The organism is Oscillibacter sp. (assembly GCF_032060045.1).
Lineage (GTDB): Bacteria > Bacillota > Clostridia > Oscillospirales > Oscillospiraceae > Oscillibacter.
In genome coordinates this window covers 123,568-139,896 of sequence record NZ_DAMBZJ010000001.1, presented here as the reverse complement: position 1 = coordinate 139,896, position 16,329 = coordinate 123,568, and the positions used below count along the sequence as shown (strand labels likewise).

16 protein-coding genes are annotated in these 16,329 nt (G+C 56.8%); 4 read left to right on the top strand and 12 right to left on the bottom strand.

Annotation, left to right across the window (positions count from 1 at the left end; translation table 11 throughout):
- From RT018_RS00610 to mutY, 3 genes are all read right to left on the bottom strand, one after another.
- Window positions 1-378: GNAT family N-acetyltransferase (locus RT018_RS00610; RefSeq protein ID WP_312938584.1), on the bottom strand; the 378-nt coding region annotated here is incomplete at its 3' end.
- A gap of 51 nt (window positions 379-429) precedes the next feature.
- A complete protein-coding gene (locus RT018_RS00605; protein ID WP_312938583.1) occupies window positions 430-912 on the bottom strand; it encodes a GNAT family N-acetyltransferase in 483 nt (160 codons plus the stop codon).
- Entirely contained in the window at window positions 884-2,020 is a 1,137-nt protein-coding gene (mutY, locus tag RT018_RS00600; protein WP_312938582.1) for an A/G-specific adenine glycosylase, read from the bottom strand. The genes RT018_RS00605 and mutY overlap by 29 nt, the downstream gene beginning before the upstream one ends.
- 152 nt (window positions 2,021-2,172) lie before the next feature.
- On the opposite strand from mutY, the gene RT018_RS00595 reads away from it, so the two are divergent.
- Genes RT018_RS00595 through RT018_RS00585 form a run of 3 tightly spaced genes read left to right on the top strand, consistent with a single transcriptional unit; the run spans window position 2,173 to window position 3,500 of the window.
- Window positions 2,173-2,433 (top strand): hypothetical protein, encoded by a 261-nt coding sequence (locus RT018_RS00595; RefSeq protein ID WP_312938581.1) that lies wholly within the window; start codon window positions 2,173-2,175, stop codon window positions 2,431-2,433.
- 45 nt (window positions 2,434-2,478) lie between these two features.
- Window positions 2,479-2,790: a YbjQ family protein gene (locus tag RT018_RS00590; RefSeq protein ID WP_312938580.1), complete on the top strand. Its 312-nt coding sequence runs from the start codon at window positions 2,479-2,481 to the stop codon at window positions 2,788-2,790.
- On the top strand, window positions 2,787-3,500 hold the full coding sequence (locus RT018_RS00585) for an MBL fold metallo-hydrolase (protein WP_312938579.1): 714 nt from the start codon (window positions 2,787-2,789) through the stop codon (window positions 3,498-3,500). Before RT018_RS00590 ends, RT018_RS00585 begins: the two co-directional genes overlap by 4 nt.
- A gap of 105 nt (window positions 3,501-3,605) precedes the next feature.
- On the opposite strand, the gene RT018_RS00580 is transcribed toward RT018_RS00585, so the two are convergent.
- From RT018_RS00580 to RT018_RS00570, 3 genes are all read right to left on the bottom strand, one after another.
- Complete coding sequence (locus RT018_RS00580; protein ID WP_312938578.1) at window positions 3,606-4,895, bottom strand: DUF4143 domain-containing protein; 1,290 nt, start codon at window positions 4,893-4,895, stop codon at window positions 3,606-3,608.
- A gap of 393 nt (window positions 4,896-5,288) precedes the next feature.
- Window positions 5,289-5,642 carry an Hpt domain-containing protein gene (locus tag RT018_RS00575; protein ID WP_312938577.1) on the bottom strand — a complete coding sequence of 118 codons (354 nt, stop codon included), beginning with the start codon at window positions 5,640-5,642 and terminating at the stop codon, window positions 5,289-5,291.
- A gap of 11 nt (window positions 5,643-5,653) precedes the next feature.
- The gene (locus tag RT018_RS00570) at window positions 5,654-5,998 is read right to left on the bottom strand and encodes a cupin domain-containing protein (RefSeq protein ID WP_312938576.1); all 345 of its coding nucleotides are present in this window, start codon (window positions 5,996-5,998) and stop codon (window positions 5,654-5,656) included.
- 158 nt (window positions 5,999-6,156) lie between these two features.
- Between RT018_RS00570 and RT018_RS00565 the strand changes: the two genes are divergently transcribed.
- The gene (locus RT018_RS00565; RefSeq protein ID WP_312938575.1) at window positions 6,157-7,209 is read left to right on the top strand and encodes a PhnD/SsuA/transferrin family substrate-binding protein; all 1,053 of its coding nucleotides are present in this window, start codon (window positions 6,157-6,159) and stop codon (window positions 7,207-7,209) included.
- A 72-nt stretch (window positions 7,210-7,281) separates the two neighbouring features.
- Here RT018_RS00565 and RT018_RS00560 read toward each other — a convergent pair whose 3' ends face one another.
- The 6 genes from RT018_RS00560 to glgA form a co-directional block, all read right to left on the bottom strand.
- On the bottom strand, window positions 7,282-8,151 hold the full coding sequence (locus RT018_RS00560) for a DNA/RNA non-specific endonuclease (protein WP_312938573.1): 870 nt from the start codon (window positions 8,149-8,151) through the stop codon (window positions 7,282-7,284).
- Between the two features lie 164 nt (window positions 8,152-8,315).
- On the bottom strand, window positions 8,316-9,344 hold the full coding sequence (locus RT018_RS00555; protein WP_312938572.1) for a TPM domain-containing protein: 1,029 nt from the start codon (window positions 9,342-9,344) through the stop codon (window positions 8,316-8,318).
- Between the two features lie 16 nt (window positions 9,345-9,360).
- Window positions 9,361-10,437 carry a hypothetical protein gene (locus RT018_RS00550; protein ID WP_312938571.1) on the bottom strand — a complete coding sequence of 359 codons (1,077 nt, stop codon included), beginning with the start codon at window positions 10,435-10,437 and terminating at the stop codon, window positions 9,361-9,363.
- Between the two features lie 21 nt (window positions 10,438-10,458).
- On the bottom strand, window positions 10,459-11,748 hold the full coding sequence (locus RT018_RS00545; RefSeq protein ID WP_312938570.1) for an SPFH domain-containing protein: 1,290 nt from the start codon (window positions 11,746-11,748) through the stop codon (window positions 10,459-10,461).
- Between the two features lie 234 nt (window positions 11,749-11,982).
- A complete protein-coding gene (locus tag RT018_RS00540; RefSeq protein ID WP_312938569.1) occupies window positions 11,983-14,418 on the bottom strand; it encodes a glycogen/starch/alpha-glucan phosphorylase in 2,436 nt (811 codons plus the stop codon).
- Complete coding sequence (gene glgA, locus RT018_RS00535; RefSeq protein ID WP_312938568.1) at window positions 14,415-16,304, bottom strand: glycogen synthase GlgA; 1,890 nt, start codon at window positions 16,302-16,304, stop codon at window positions 14,415-14,417. The genes RT018_RS00540 and glgA overlap by 4 nt, the downstream gene beginning before the upstream one ends.
- Window positions 16,305-16,329 lie beyond the last annotated feature (25 nt).

Below are 16,329 nucleotides of genomic sequence, written 5' to 3'. Positions count from 1 at the left end.
CATGGGCAGCGTGTCCAGCTTCATCTGCTGGTATCCAATCTCCCGCGCGTCGGAAATCAGCCGGTTCATCAAGGTCATCCCCGCGCCTTTTTTCCGGAACCGGGGGCGGACATATAGCCGCTTCACTTCGCAGCTTTCCCCATCCAGCCGCTGCAAGGCAGCGCAGCCTGCAGGGGTTCCGTCCACGCGGACAAGATACAGCCGCCCGTCTGGCTTGCCATATTTCTGGCGCAGGTTTGCCAGCTCCGCGTCGCAATGCTGCACCTGAAGATACGAGGCGAAGGGCGGCACCGCCAGAATCAGCGTATCCACGTATTCCTGAATCATGGAGCGCATGACCTCCGGCTGTTCATAAGCCAATTCCAATGTCAATAGCATATCAGCAGTACCTCGCTTTCCGCTTTCGTTTCAAAATCGAGCTTTTGAGACTTACAGCTCCCGCTCCATATAAATGGTTTCGGGCACGGGGCTGTCGTTATAGCATGGGATTTCCTGAAATCCCCGACGCCGATACATGGTGATGGCCGTTGTCAGAAATGGCAGGGTGTCCAGCAGCATTTTTTGATAGCCGATCTCGTGCGCGTCTGCCAGAAGCCGGTCCAGTAGTGCCCCGGAAATTTTCTTTCCCCGATATTGGGGACGGACATACATCCGCTTCAGCTCGCAGCGGGATTCGTCCAGCTTTCGCAGCGCGGCGCAACCCGCCGCAGCGCCGTCCACCCGCGCAAGATACAGCCGCCCATCCGGCAGCCCATATTTGCTTTCAAGGTCCAAAAGCTCGGCGTCATAGTGCTGGAGGTTCAGATAGTCCGCAACAGACGGGCTTTCCCGCACCAGCATCTCCGTATATTCCAGAAACAGCGGACGAAGCTCCTCCTGATCGTTATATGCAAGCTCCACCGTCAAGTCCATGGACAAGCCCTCCTTCAAGCTGCTTTCCCCCGCCCGATTCTTTCAGCGCCGCTTCTGCCTCTTCCTTTAACCGGGCGAAGGCCGAGGGCACGGCCAGCCGATCTAGTGCTGGTCCGTTGGCCCAGAAGAAGTTCTCCGGTCCGCTTCCAAAAACCTCCATCACATAGCAGGTCATATGCCACTCCACATGGGAAAAAATATGCTTTGCCGTCAATCGCCGCTTCCATGCCCGGGGTGAAATGGCCCAACGGGCGCATTGGTCCGCCGCCGCCGTTTCATCCAGCGCGCCCTCCGCGTTGGGAAACTCCCACAGTCCCGCAAGCAAACCACCCTCGGGCCGCTTGCGCAGAGCAATTTCTTCGCCCCGCAGGAAGAGAAACACAGTTTTTTCCTCAATCCGCCGCGCCTTTTTGGGGGACTTTACCGGCAGGCGTTCCGCTGTTCCCCGGGTCCGGCCAAGGCACTGTTCCATCAGCGGACACAAGTGACATTTTGGCGGACCGCCCGGCACGCAGACCACGGCCCCCAGCTCCATCAGCGCCTGATTGAAAATGCGAATGTCCTCCGGCTCTTTGGGCATCACCGCCCCAATCTGCGCCCGGACGGCTTTTTTCGTCCCGGAATCGGCGATGTCGTCATGACAGTCCGTCAGCCGGGTGAATACCCGAAGCACGTTGCCATCCACCGCCGGTTCCCGCAGGCCAAAGGCCGCAGAGGCCACGGCGGACGCGGTGTAGTCTCCCACGCCCGGCAAGGCAAGAAGCCCGTCATAGGTGTCAGGAAAGCGCCCCTCCATAGTCATAGCCACAAGCCGCGCCGCTCGCTGTAAATTTCTGGCGCGGCTGTAATAGCCAAGGCCCTCCCACTGCTTCAAAAGGATCTCCTCCGGCGCGTCCGCCAATGCTCCAACGGTGGGAAACGCAGTGAGAAACCGCGCATAATATCCCAACACCGCCGCCACCCGCGTCTGCTGGAGCATCACTTCTGACACCCAGATGGGATAGGGATCCCGGGTCTTCCGCCATGGCAGGTCCCGGGCATTAGTGCGATACCACGTAAGGAGAGGGGAAACAATGCCCGATAGAGTTGTCAAATGGGCTGGAGGCATGCTATACTATACTCCTAAAAAATAAATTTTAAAGCTCTGCTCATCTCAAGAAACCACAGCATTAGTATAGCATATTTCACTGCATGCGGATATCCCTTTTTGAAATTTTTCGCAAACCCATTTGGCACAGTCGGAGAACGGAGGATGGTTTTATGAATTGGAGAAATAAGGACGGCCCCGGACGCTATATCGCGCCCATTGCCTGCGCGGTTTTGATGACAGTGCTGATGCTGGGCATCATTTGGCTGATGGTCTGGGGCTTTGAAACGGACCCTGCGGGCGCGCCACCCATGCCCCTTATGGCGCTTTTAGTGGGACTTCCCGCGGTGGTGATCGTGGGCGTGATTTCGGCGTTGATTCAGCGCCTGCGGGAGCTTGGCCAGAGAGAAGAAGAAGACGCGAAGCACTTTTAACCTTAGAATGGCGCGCATAGGCAAAAATGACAGGAGGACACACAATTGAAGTTAGTTACGATTGAGACGATTCCCGGGCGGGAGCTGGAGGTTTTGGAGGCAGTGAAAGGCACTGTCGTATTCAGCAAGAACTTTGGCCACGATTTTATGGCCGGAATGAAGACGCTGGTGGGCGGCGAAATTAAAAGCTATACGGAGATGCTGGATGAGGCCCGGGCCATTGCCACCAAGCGCATGGTGGACGAAGCGGAGCGTCTTGGGGCGGACGCGGTGGTAGGCCTGCGAATTGCATCCTCCGCCGTGATGCAGGGCGCAGCCGAGGTGGTGGCCTACGGTACGGCAGTGAAATTCAAATGATGCGCGTCACGTTTTTGGCCCACAGCGGCTTTTTGGTGGAGCTGGACCGCGTAAACCTTCTTTTTGACTGGTGGAAAGGGACCCTCCCTTCCCTTTCAGACAAACCCCTGTTCTGTTTTGCAAGTCATGGGCACGGTGACCATTTCACTCCCCAAATTTTTTCGTTGGACGACCAACGCCGTGAGGTCCGTTTTTTTCTTGGAAAGGGCATTGATCTTTCCAACGAAAATTGTGAGAAATGGGGCCTCTCGCCCGAAACGGCGGAGAAATGCGCCATTTTGGAAGGGAACGAATGTACGGAGCTCCCCCACGGCATCACATTGGAAACGCTGCCCTCTACCGATGAAGGCGTTGCGCTGATCATCACCTGTGAGGGAAAAACCCTTTACCATGCCGGAGATCTGAATTGGTGGCACTGGGAGGAGGAACCGGGGGACTGGAACCGAAATATGGAGGCCGACTTCAAGCGGTATATCGAGCCTCTCCGGGGACGGCGCATCGACTTGGCTTTTGCTCCACTGGACCCCCGTCAGGGAGAGGCCGCAGACTGGGGCCTTTGCTATCTTTTGGAGTTGGCGGAGGTAAAGCGGCTGATTCCCATGCACCAGTGGAAGGATTTCAGTCCCACGCAGCGTTTTTTGGTGAAGCATCCCCAATGGACGGAGATTCTGCTGCCGGTGGATCGGATGGGGCAGCAGTGGAACCTGTAAGTTTCGTCCTTAGGAACCCTGTCTACTATAAAAAGTGCGCTTTGGCAATTCGCCAAAGCGCACTTCGTTTTTACCGACGTTTATTGCATAGCCGCCGTCTGCTATTTACAGCGTTTCAAGAGCCCAGAGGGGCAGGTTTAAAAGCCCCGGTTCCCGGCGATAGTCTGTGAGAGAAGTGCGGATGGACTGCCGGGGCAAAAACCGCTCCCGGAAGACCTTCAGCTTTTTGGACTGAAGATTCTGCTCCACCGTCACCTCCACGGGAATGGACTCCAAGCCGTTATCCACCAAAAACTCCACCTCGGCGGTGCCCCGAGGGGCCACCCAGTAACACACCACCATCTGGTTCAGGCTGTCAAGCTGCTGGAGTACATACTGCTCCGTCAGTGCTCCGTGATAGGCCCGGAACAACGAGTTACCCTCCAGCAGCAGGTCCTGCCGCAGACCAAGCAGACAGCCAAGCAATCCCACGTCCGGAAGATACAGCTTAAACGCCCGGACGTCCTCGCTGGCCGCCAGAGGCGATTCCGGGATCTCGGCCCGATGGATGTCCCGGATAAGGCCATTGTCCGTCAGCCATGTCAGCGCAGCGTCAAACTCCCGCGCGCGGGCGCCCTCTTTCATCGCTCCAAAGAGAAACTTCCGGTTCTCTCGGTCCAGCTGCCGGGGAATGCTACTCCACAGCGTTCGAATGCGGGGCAGCGCGTCAATGGGCGCATATTTTGAAAAGCTCTGCTCATAGACGGACAAAACGCGCGTCTGCGCTTCCCGTGCGGCAAAAAAATCGCGGTTCGCCACAAAGGCGCTGACCGCTTCGGGCATGCCGCCCACGAAGCAATAGTATTTTAAAAACCGGATATAGTCCTGCCGATAGTTGGGAGTCAGGTCATAGCGGCTCTCTCTCAGCATTGCCACGTAGTCCTCCTGCCCAACGGCACGGAGAAACTCAAAAAAGGATAATGGGTGTAAATCCAAAACCTCCACCCACTCCGCAGGAAAGGGTGCGCCGCTTCGGATTGCCGCGTCCAGCCCGCTGCTGCCGCAGAGGACATGGTACTGAGGCGCCTCCTTGCCAAACAGTTTCAAGCAGGCCAGCGCCTGCGGAATGGCCTGCACTTCGTCAAACACCAGCAGCGTCTTCGCTGGATCGATTTTAAATCCGGCATACAACTCCAACTCCGTGATAATCCGGTCCACCGAAGGATTGCCGTCAAACAGGCCGGAAACCTGACTGCTGTGTTCAAAGTCCACATATACGCACCGCGCGTATTCCTTCTCGCCAAATTCCCGCAGCAGCCAGGTCTTGCCAACCTGCCTGGGTCCTCGCAATATCAGCGGGTGGCGGATCTTTCGCTCTTTCCATTTTTTAAGATGTCCATAGGCCGTACGATCCATCTGGGTCACTTCCCTCTCACATAGTTTGGGCGCGGCTTTCCGTGTTCACTGCACCCGCAAACCCCGCCCTGACGGTTTCCCGGTTTGGGCAGGTCAAAAGTAGTCGAATTTTTTCTCGTTTTATATTATACCATGTTTCTCCAAAGAGTCAAAGGACTTTCCGTGTTTTGTGCACACAAATCATGTAAAAACAGTGCCAAAAAAACATAACTTTCCACAAAACCGGAACGCTTCTGTCCCCGCCTCGGGAAATAACAAGCGCGGAGCGAAGGTTTTGTTCCTTCGCTCCGCGTATTTACTGAAATTCGGGATCGCTTAAGTACTTTTCGCTTTCCGGCATTGCCCGCTGTTGACGGGGTGGCTCGCCGCCCTCTTTTCGAAAGAACGGTCCTCCTATTCCTCCGTGAAACCACGCAGCGTGTCACGTTCTTCTATCAGGTCCGCGTAAAAGGCCAGAAGATCTGCCGCGCTTGGTTCGCCGCTGCGTAGCGGCTCCACCAGTTCACTGCCAAGCCGGTAAATCCGGGTCAGGCCCAGATTCCCGGCCACACCCTTCAGACAGTGGGCCGCTTCAAATGCAGCGGTCCAGTCTCTTGCGTCCAGTGCGGCACCCAACGCGGCAAACGCCGCATCTTTCAAAAACAGGCCAAAGCACATGGCGTACAGCTCCTCATCGCCCATAAGGCGGTTCATGGCTCCGTCCATGTCCGCGCCGTGGGCGCGAAGCTGATCGATCAGCTTGCTCACAAAGGCGCTCCTTATTCGTTGACAATCAGAGCAATCAGCTCCACCGGCACGTCGCCGCGGTTTTCCAAACCGTGGGAATTACCGCCGCCGGTTTCGGTGATATCCCCGGCGTGAAGAACCACCTCCGTGCCGTTGTCGTTAAAGATTGCCTCGCCGCTCAAGATGTAGTAAAACTCTGTCTCATGCACATGGGGATGGTATCCAAAGGAGCAGCCCGGGTCCAAAGTCATATGGTTGAAAATCCGGGCTTTGCCATACATCTGGTCTGGTGTTGCCAAAACCTTGATGTGGGCTAAGCCGTTTCCGCCCCGTATGTTTTGGTCTTCACGATGACAATTTTCTGAGCGCTGAAACATTTCGATTTCCTCCTGTTCTTTCTGCCGCCGGGCTTGCGTCCGGCAGTATCCGGTGATACAATTGACTGACAAAAATTATGGGATTATCATATCACACGCCCCAAAAAATGTCTACCCACGCAACCAACAAGCCTATGATTTATCTAAAGGAGATTGCCATGAAAAACACCGCGGCCGCACTGGCGGCGCTTTTGCTCATGTTCTGCCTGTCTGCCTGTGGAGCGGGAGCCGGACCGGCCTCTTCTTCCTTGCCCGACTCTTCCACCGTCGACGAGCCTCTAAAGCTGGAAACGCTGCGGCTGGAGCTGACCCGCCGGGAGGGACTGTCTGCCGACATGCTGATGTATGCGGTGCAAGCTCTTCCGCAAGCTCTAAAAACCGCGCTGGCCAACCACGGCGTGGAAGCAGACATGGTGGAAGTCACTGTGGGTGCGTCCCCCGCCTCCACGGCTCAGGCTTTGGAAGAGGGCGGCATCGATTTGGCCATACTGCCTGGAAAAGCCTTTGTAGAAGCGGGCGGGTCTGCCGTTCCCCTGCTGACGGCGCTGGAGCGCAATGGTCTGCCCGACAGCACCGATCCGGCGCGCTGGGCGGACGGGCCGTCCGACGGGGACGACACGCCATCCGGCGGGCTGCGATATCTAATTCTAGCCGGCCCATCGGAGTACGGCCGCCAGTTGGCAAACCGGACCGCATCGGACACGCCTCTGACTTGGGATGAGCTTGATCGGGCCGCGTGGTTTTTGGCTCCCAATGAAACAAGCATGACCGGTCTGTGGCTGGCCGATCATTACGAGGGGAACACCCTTTCTGACCTGAGTAAGGTTTCCGTTGGCACATCGTCAAGCGAGAGCGGGCACGATCTCTTGCGGACGCTGGCCACAGGAGATGCGGACGTTGTGGTTATTCCTGCCGACGTGCGGCCCGAGCTTACGTCTTTTTGGCAGGAGGAACTGCAGCGCCCCGGTGGGATTTTTGACGAAACCACCGTCATCGGCGTTACCGAGAAGTGCTACACCACGATTTTGGCCGCCCGCCCGGGAGACGAATGCTTGAATGGGGATGCATTCCGCTCCGCTCTGGCGGCGGCAATGGAGGAACTGTCCCGCGTGCAGGGCGACGTAACCGGCGCACTGGGCGGCGTGTTCTCCGCTCCGGTAAGCAGCGATGACCTAAACGGCATGCGTCGCCTTGTCACCCTCGGCGGCTGAGGCCCTGCGCGATAGGAAAGCACCGCCAAGCAGGCGGTGCTTTCCCTTTATCCCCAATTAACTGCCTAGCACTCAGGGCTTACACTGCCCGCAAGGAGCATAGCCCTCGTCAACCAATTTCTCTCGGTTGCCGGTGTAGTCCCGGCGGTTACTTTCGCTCATGGAACGAACGCCGGAACAGTCCGTCCGGTGAAATTTCATGGATTTGGTGTTGAGCACATACCTCTCCTCTACTGGAATGTCGGAGGAAGCATTGGCTTCCTCCCCAGTCAGATAGCTGTCCCCGGTGGCGTAATCAATCGTGACGCCGGGTTGGGCGTTATAGACGTACACGTTGAAGCGCACACCATCGCCGCCATCTTCCACGGATTCAGCCTCCATTTGAACGCCTCTTGCCACAAGCTCGGTCCCCTCAAAAACAGGCGTAACCCGGTAGAGCACGTGGTTTCCCGTCTCCTTCACGTAGTCGGCCACCTCGTTTTCAAAGGGCAGCATTCCCTCCACGTTCATATACCGGGTTCCGGTAATCAGATTTTCCTCATTGGCGTTTTCCCCTGTAAGCTGATAGCCCAGTAGGTGACAGCGGTTATAAAGGTATTTGCCGTCCACAAGGTCGTATTTCACCGTGTGCCAGCCGGAAGGCTTCACCTGCCCGATCTCTCCCCGGGGTTCTGTGGGCATGGTGTCCGGGCTTACGTTGGCATAGGCCGGGCCGCACCGGCCCAAAAGGTCCTGAGGACTGTATTCCTCAAACGAAGTTTCCGTATAGTCCGTGTCAGGAAAATCTGGAAGGTTGTCGTTTAAAAGGACATAGGGCTGATCGGAAAACTCCGGTACGTCTGAACGTGTAAAGGAAAGGGGGCGCGTGGCCGAAGCGCAGGCGGACAAAAAAACTGTAATCGCCAAAAGACTGGATAGAAAGATACTCTGTGCTTTTTTCATGAATGCTCCTTTAATTGGTCTGATCAAAACTTGGTACAATATAGCTCAAAAAACGGGCGGCGGAAGAGCTATTCTTCCGCCGCGCGTGGACCACCTCTTTCTGAGGGCGAGCGGCGACAATCATCTCCGCCCAGCCGGGGCATAGCCGACGCTCCGCCGTCCGGTCAGAATTTTCCGCTTCTTCCGGAGAAGCCGCCGGAGCGCGTATTGGTCCCGCCGGAGCGCGTGTTGGTTCCGCTGGAGCGCGTGTTGGTTCCGCCGGAGCGCGTGCTGGTCCCGCCGGAGCGCGTGCTGGTCCCGCCGGAGCGCGTGTTGGTCCCGCCCGAGCGACTCCCCCCTGAGTTCCCTCCTCCGGAATATCCTCCCGTGGAATTATTTTCAATTCTGCGGCGCGTTTCCGTCCTGCGAAGAAACGTATCCTTCTGCTCCGTCAGCTGAAATCCATCCGAGGGAATATAGCGGGTGGCAGTCCGTGCGGTCACAGCAGTCTTCATTTCCCCCTTCCAGTGGATACACAGCGCAGTTGCGAGAATGAGTGGCAGCAAAATTACAACGGTCACCCTAGACTTATACTCCTCTTCATTATATCTTGGGTGGACTTCCCCTTCTGAAGAGCGCTCCGTTTCAAAACGGGTATCCGCTGTTTCAGGACTGCTTTTCTCGTCCTCATATGCCAGAGCGTTCTCCATGTCGAAAGGCTTTCCGTCCCGCGCCATGGACAGATAGTTCTCCGCCGTATCCAGATAGGCGGTAAAGCCCTCGTAATAGGCGTCCTCTCCCAAGAGAGGCAGCACATTCTGGTCCAGTAGCACGTCCTTTCCGTAATCGGTGAAGGCGGTGTTTCCATAGCCGTAGGAAATCAGGGCATAGTCCCGCTCTGCCATGCTCAAAAAGAACATCAGACCACTTTTCTCCTCGCCATAGCCAAAGTTGTGTTTCGTGTAAATAGCTGTGGCAAGGTCATAGGCGTCGAAGTCACCCACGTCCCCCATTTCTTCCAGAGTGATGATGTACACCGCGCATTGATACTGCTGAGCAAGTTCCTCCGCCCGGTCGTTCAGCTCCTCGCGCTCCGTCTTCGTTAAAAGGTCCGCCGCGTCCGTCACCGCGTCCAGCTCCGACGCCAGGACAGGTAGGGGCAGCGCGAATGTCAGGGTAAGCATCAAAAGCAGAAGAATTCCTGTTTTTTTCATATTCGCACCCCTCTTTTTAAAGCAAAGTAGCGCTCAGTAGTCCTATCAGAGGAATTGAGATTCCACAAAAACAGAGCCAAAATTTCAACCAGCTCATGGGTAGGTCTCCCACCAGTTTTCCCGTCTGGCCGTTTATGGCAAAGAGAAAGTTCTTTCCCTCCCAGCAGGTTGCCAGCATCCACACCGGCAGTAAGACATATGTTGCCTTGCAGTTTATAGTCTCGAAGGTCTCGCTGTCCTTCACCACCCTTGAATAGCCTCCAACAGTAGCAGCAAAAGCGTCTTCGGTACTGGTCTTGATGCGGGAAAAAAACCTGTCTTTGCACATTTGTGCGTCCTGATCGTACTTGTCCGCCAGAAAGCCGGGCAGATACGCGGTGGAAAATTCCTTCAGCTCCCCATAGTCGAATGGCTCGATGGCGTCCATATGGGCGTTGGGCATTTTAGAAGAACCATCCACCGGCACCTTTTCAAAGGTCACGGTACCCTTTCTCACCACCTGATAGTGTTTGGTGACGGTAATCTCCTCGTCTACTCCTCTATGTACCTGAACAGTGCTTGCCAGATATTTTATGTTCCCGTATAGCTTTCCACTATACAGCCAAAACGGGACATAAACACCCTTAATATCCTGAATATGGTTCTTTAGCTTAAAGGACTTGGGCAAAAATAACTTACCCTTGTAATGTTCCTTCAGCGCGGATATGGCAGCATCTTTATTAATACGGAAGGGAATCACATAGTCTGGCCTAAGCTGGCCTGAAAATTGTGAGAGAACGACCAAAGGATTGGCGCAATAGGGGCAGGACGTGGCAGCAGTAGTATCATCGCAGATTACCTCCGCCCCGCAGGAGGGGCAGGAATAAGTCCGCAGATGCGCAGCTTCTTCCTCGCTCCACTGGGCAGCCTCTGTAAAAATTTTTTGTTCCGATTGCGAGGCTTCCTCCTGTTCCTGCATTACGTAGGGTTGCTCAATGCCTTCCACGTCAAATGACGACCCGCAGTATTCACACTCCAGTTTTCCCGATGCGGTTCCAAAGTGTAAAGGCGCAGTGCAGGCCGGGCACTGGTAATTCTTAATTTTGGTGGCCATGGGCATTCGCCTCCGTCGTTTTTATTGAAGGTCGCCGTCGTCAAAGGGGTCGCCGCACTCGGGGCAAAATTTGGGCGGGCGGGTCTTATCGGCAGGCTCCCAGCCACACTTGTCGCACTTGTATTGTGGGACGCCCGCAGGCTTTGGCTTGCCGCACTCGGCGCAGAATTTCCCCTTGTTCACCGCGCCGCAGATACACGTCCAGCCGTCCTGTGCGGGCTTCGGCCTGCCGCACTCGGGACAGAATTTCCCAGTGGCCTTCGCGCCGCACTGACACGTCCAGCCACCTCCGGGCGCGGATTCCTGTGCCATGCGGAAAAGCTCCTGCACGTTCATGCCGCCGGCGGCCCCTGCCATGTTCATTCCCATAAACGCCATGGAAGCGCCAGTGCTCGTATTTGCCGCGGCGCTCTGCATCGCCGCCGCCTGCGCCCCCGTCAGTTGGGCCGCCGCCATGGCAGGGTCGCGAAAGACCGCGTTCCGTTGCAATTCTTTAATCATGCGCTCGTCTTCCTCGCTTGCCTTCACGCTGGAAACACCGAAGGAGACGATTTCAAGGCCTCGCAGCTTCCGCCATTTCCCGCCGAGCACCTCGTTAAGCGCCTGCGCAAGCTCCATCGTATGACCGGGCAGCGCGGAGTAGCGGACACCCATTTCGCTGATTCTTGCAAAGGCGGGCTGAAGCGCGGTCATCAGCTCGCTTTTCAGCTGACCGTCAATGCTCTGGCGAGTATAGCTGCTCTCCACATTGCCGCAGACATTGGTATAAAACAGCATTGGATCACAGATACGATAGCTGTACTCACCGAAGCATCGGATGGCGATATCCATGTCCAGCCCGATGTTCCGGTCCACCACCCGAAAGGGGACCGGGCTGGGAGTGCCGTATTTGTTGCCGGGCAGTTCCTTGGTGTTGAAATAGTAAACCCGCTGGTCCTTGGGCGGCTCGCCGCCGGAGGTAAACCGCCTGCCGATGCTCTCAAAGGTGCGGCGGATGCTCTCTTCCAGTTCACCGGAAAAAATGGTTGGCTCGGTGGATGCGTCATATATAAATTCACCGGGGTCGGCGCACACCTCTGCCACCTTCCCCTGGTCCACAATCATCATGCACTGCCCGGCCGCCACGGCGATGACGGAGCCGCTGGTGATGATATTCTCGCTTCCCTTGGTGTTGGACGAGCGGCGAGACGCGCGCTTTTGCCCTTTCACCACCAGCACATCCACAGGCAAAGCCTCACAGTAGAAATACTCCTTCCACTGGTCCGCCAGCGCCCCCTCGACGGCGCCCTTTGCAGCTTTAATCAGTCCCATTCAGGTTGCCTCCTTTATATTTGTAAGCAGTCAGACTTTGCCGCTGCGCAATTTCACGGGCTGTACCGCCAAAAGAAAAAGCCCGGCTGCTTTAGGAAACAGCCGGGCAGGTTTGTGTTTGGTTTGGGCTCATTTCCCCTTCGTAACAAAGCTCTATTATTATATCTGGTTTGCCCCCATTTGTAAAGTGGGGACAACACGGGTAACAAGCCCGCTCCTTTTACCGAGGGAAGCTCACCGCCCCCTGCGAACTGGCACGTGCCAAATCCGGTCGGCGTACTCCGCCACAGCGCGGTCCGCCGCAAACACGCCGCTGCGGGCAATGTTCCTTAGACTCATGGCATTCCATTTCCTCGGGTCTGCATAGACCTCCGCCATGCGCTTTTCGGCGTCACAGTAGGCAGCAAAATCCGCCAGCAGCAGATATTCGTCCGCGGGGGCTCCGTGGTCGCCGAACAGCAGCCGCCGGTACAGGTCCTCATAACTCACACCGTCCCGGAAGCCCGTTTTCAGCGCGTCCAGCACCCGGTGCAGCACCGGGTCTCGCGCGTACAATCGCTGGGGGATATACCCCTCCCGGCTTAAAGCCGCCGCCTCGTGGGACCGAAGCCCGAAAAGGAACATATTCTCGTCCCCCAAAACATCGTGCATCTCCACGTTTGCGCCATCCAGTGTTCCCACGGTCAGGGCGCCATTCATCATAAATTTCATGTTGCCGGTGCCGCTGGCTTCCTTTCCGGCGGTGGAAATCTGCTGGGAAACCTCACTGGCAGGCATCAGCCGCTCCGCAAGGGACACCCGGTAATTCTCCAGAAACACCACCTGAAGCTTGTCGCGACAGACGGGATCGTGGTCAATTTGGTCCGCCAGCGAGTTAATCAGGCGGATGATCCGCTTTGCGACGGCATAGCCCGGCGCGGCCTTGGCCCCGAAGAGGAACGTGCGGGGCCAGTCGATGGCGTTTGGGTCGTCCTGGAACCGCTGGTAGAGAGCGATGATGTGCAGCACGTTTAAAAGCTGGCGCTTATACTCGTGGAGCCGCTTTACCTGCACGTCAAAAATCGCGTCCGGGTTCAGCATCACGCCCTGCTGCTGTTTCGCATAGGCGGCAAACTCCTCCTTATTCTTGCGCTTGATCTCCGCAAGGCGGCGCTGCACCTCTTGATTATCGGCGTGCGCGTCCAGCCGTGCAAGGGCCTGGGGATCCATGAGATACGCCTCTCCCCCCGCAAGGTCGCACACCAGATTGTGAAGTCCGGGGTTAATTTCCGCCAGCCAGCGCCGATGGTCCACGCCGTTGGTGACGCTGGTGAACTTCTCCGGCTCCATTGCACAGGCATTTTGAAACACGTCGTTTTTCAATATATCGGAGTGGAGGGCGCTGACGCCGTTGACTCGCATTCCCCCCGCGATGCAAAGGTTCGCCATGCGAACCACCCCATCCCAAACTACGGCGGTGTCCCGCACCTTTTCCTCATTTTGAAAAAACGCGCGGCACTTCTCTTCCCATCGCCGGGCAATCTCCTCCGTAATCTGCCAGACGCGGGGCAGCAGCCGCTCAAACAGGGCCTGAGGCCACTTTTCCAGTGCCTCCGCCAAAACCGTGTGGTTTGTATAGGCCACAGACCGGGTGGTAATCGCCCACGCCTGATCCCAGCCCATGCCCGCATCGTCAATCAAAATCCGCATCAGTTCGGGAATAACCAGTGCCGGGTGGGTATCGTTGATTTGAAGCACATTTTTCTCATGAAAGTTAGCCATGGTGCCAAATTCGGCCATGTGCTCTTCCACGATGCTCTGCACCGTGGCGGAGACAAAGAAATACTGCTGTTTCAGCCGCAGGGATTTGCCTTCCTCGTGGTTGTCGTCGGGATAGAGGACCTTGGCAATCACCTCCGCCATGGCCTCGTCCTCCGTGGCCTTGAGATACTCGCCCTTGGAGTAAAGGCTCATATCCACGGGCTTGGGGGATTTTGCGTCCCACAGGCGCAGCTTGTTTGTGTGGTCGGTGTCGTACCCGGCGATTTCCATGTCACAGGGGACGGCCAGTACAGTGGTCCCCCCCTCCTGCACGATGTGGAGGTGTCCGTCGTTCCAAAACTCCCGTAGCGTGCCGCCGAAGCGGATCTGTCGGGCCTCCTCGGGCTTTGGCAAAAGCCATGCGGAGCCGATACCCTTCCACGCGTCGGGCAACTCTACCTGTTGGCCCTCCACAATCTTCTGCTTAAAAATCCCCAGCTCGTAGCAGATGGAATATCCCGTAGCGGGAATTTCCAGCGTACTCATTGAGTCCAAATAGCAGGCGGCCAAACGGCCCAGACCTCCGTTGCCAAGGCCTGCGTCCGGCTCCAACTCGAACACGTCTCCCGCCTGAAAGCCCATATGCTCCAGCGCTTCCTTGAGTTGGGGCAGCACCCCCAGATTATACGCGTTTTTTTGAAGGCTTCGCCCCATCAAAAATTCCAGAGACAGATAGTGAACCTTCTTCTTCTCCTTTTGGCGCGTTTCCCGCCGGGTTTCCACGCCCCGCAAGGCCATGGTATCCCGCAGTACCAGTGCGCAGGCGCGAAGCATTTCCGTTTCCCCGGCCTCCTCCGCGGTTTTTCCAAAGTTGATCATCAGTTTCCGGGTCAGCGCGTCTTCTAGTTCCCTTGTTGTAAATGCGGTCATTTGTCTGCCTTATCCGCGGACGTTTCTTTCTTGTCCGCGCTTCCTTTCCTTTTGGCTGTCTTTCTTTCGGCTTGCTTTGCTTGTTCCGGCGCTTTTTTGGCAGACCTTTCGGCCTTCGCCGACACCGCCGACTTTTCGGGAAGCGCAGCGGCAGGCGGCTTTGCCGAGAGCCGCTTCTGTGCGGCCTTGCCCGAAAGTTTTTTCTGTGAGGGCCTTCCCGGAAGCTTTCCCTGCTCCGGCCTTCCTGTCAGCCGAGATTGAACAGACTTCGCCCCTTGCGCCGTCTTTTCCGGCTGGACGGACTTCTCCTGTCCAGCAGGCTCCGCCGTGGCAGGTGCAGCCGATGGAACCATTTTTTCCGGTTGGGCGGATTCCTCTTGCGCGGCAGGCTTTTTAAGCACTTCTTCCCCGGCCCGACTCTCCGGCTCTCCTCCCGCAGGCTTGACACGGGGTTTTCCTGTGATGCCACTGTAAATCCGCAGATAGTCTCCCGCGCTGCGCCGCCAGCTAAAGTCCCCCTCCATGCAGCGCTGCCGCAGGCGGTGGAAGTGGTCCGGATAGTCCCAGTAAAGGCCCACCGCCTGCCGGATGACAAAGAGCATATCCCCGGAGTTGTACGCCGCAAAGGTAAACCCATTCCCCGCGTCCCGCCACGCCTCGTAGGGGTGGACGGTGTCCTTCAGCCCGCCGGTCTCCCGGACGATAGGGACCGTTCCGTACCGCATGGCAATCATCTGGCTCAGTCCGCAGGGCTCGCTGCGGGAGGGCATCAAAAATAAATCCGCCCCGGCATAAATATTCATCGCCAGCGCCTCGTCATAGCCAAGGTGCACGGCCATCCGGCCGGGATACTGCCCCTGCGCCCAGGCGAAAAATTCTTCGAATTTTTCCTCACCCTGCCCCAGCACCACCAACTGCACGGGAAGCTCCATAATATCGTGAAACACTTCTCGGATGAGGTCCAACCCCTTGTGGGCCACAAGGCGGCTTACCACCGCGAGAATTGGCGTGTCCGGCTCCTCTCGCAGGCCCATCAATTTTTGCAGCTCCGCCTTGTCGGCGGCCTTGCCGGACAAATCAGAGACCGTATAATTTTTCGCGATCAGCGGGTCGGCCCCGGGATCATAGCGCTTCATGTCGATGCCATTAAGCACACCGGAGAGCTTATAGGCGCACTGGCGCATCACACTCTCCATCCCGTGAGCAAAATAGGCGTATTTCAACTCCTCGGCATAGGAAGGGGACACGGCGGTCACCGCGTCGGCGCAGAGAATGGCACCCTTCAAAAGATTTACGTCCCCGTCCATCATGATGGTCCCGTCGTTCACCCATCCGGAGTCCAGCCCGAACAAGTCCCCCGTGACCTCGGACCCAAACCGTCCCTGATACTCGATGTTGTGAATGGTCATGACGGTGCGCACGGCGCGATACCGCTCTTCCCGCACGCCGTCGTCTTTCAGATAAATAGGGATGAGGGCGCTTTGCCAGTCGTTGCAGTGAATAACGTCGGGCCAGAAGGCCATATGAGGCAGCATCCGCACCACCGCCCGGGAGAAAAAGCCGAACCGCTCCCCGTCGTCCATATAGCCGTACAAATTCGCGCGGTTAAAATACTGCTCGTTGTCCAGGAAATAATAGGTTACTTTGTCCCGCACAAGGCGAAACAGCCCGCAGTAGCTCCGCCGCCACGCCAAATTCACATAGTCATAGCTAAGGTACTCCAGTTGTGCGCCAAACTGCTCACGGATGCGCCGGTATAGCGGCAGCACCACAGCCATCTGAACGCCCTCCGCCGCGATGGCGGCGGGCAGAGAACCGGACACATCGGCCAGCCCTCCGGTTTTACAGAAAGGTACAGCCTCGCTGGCAGCATACAAAATTTTCATGGCGTTTTCCCCTTTCTAACTCATG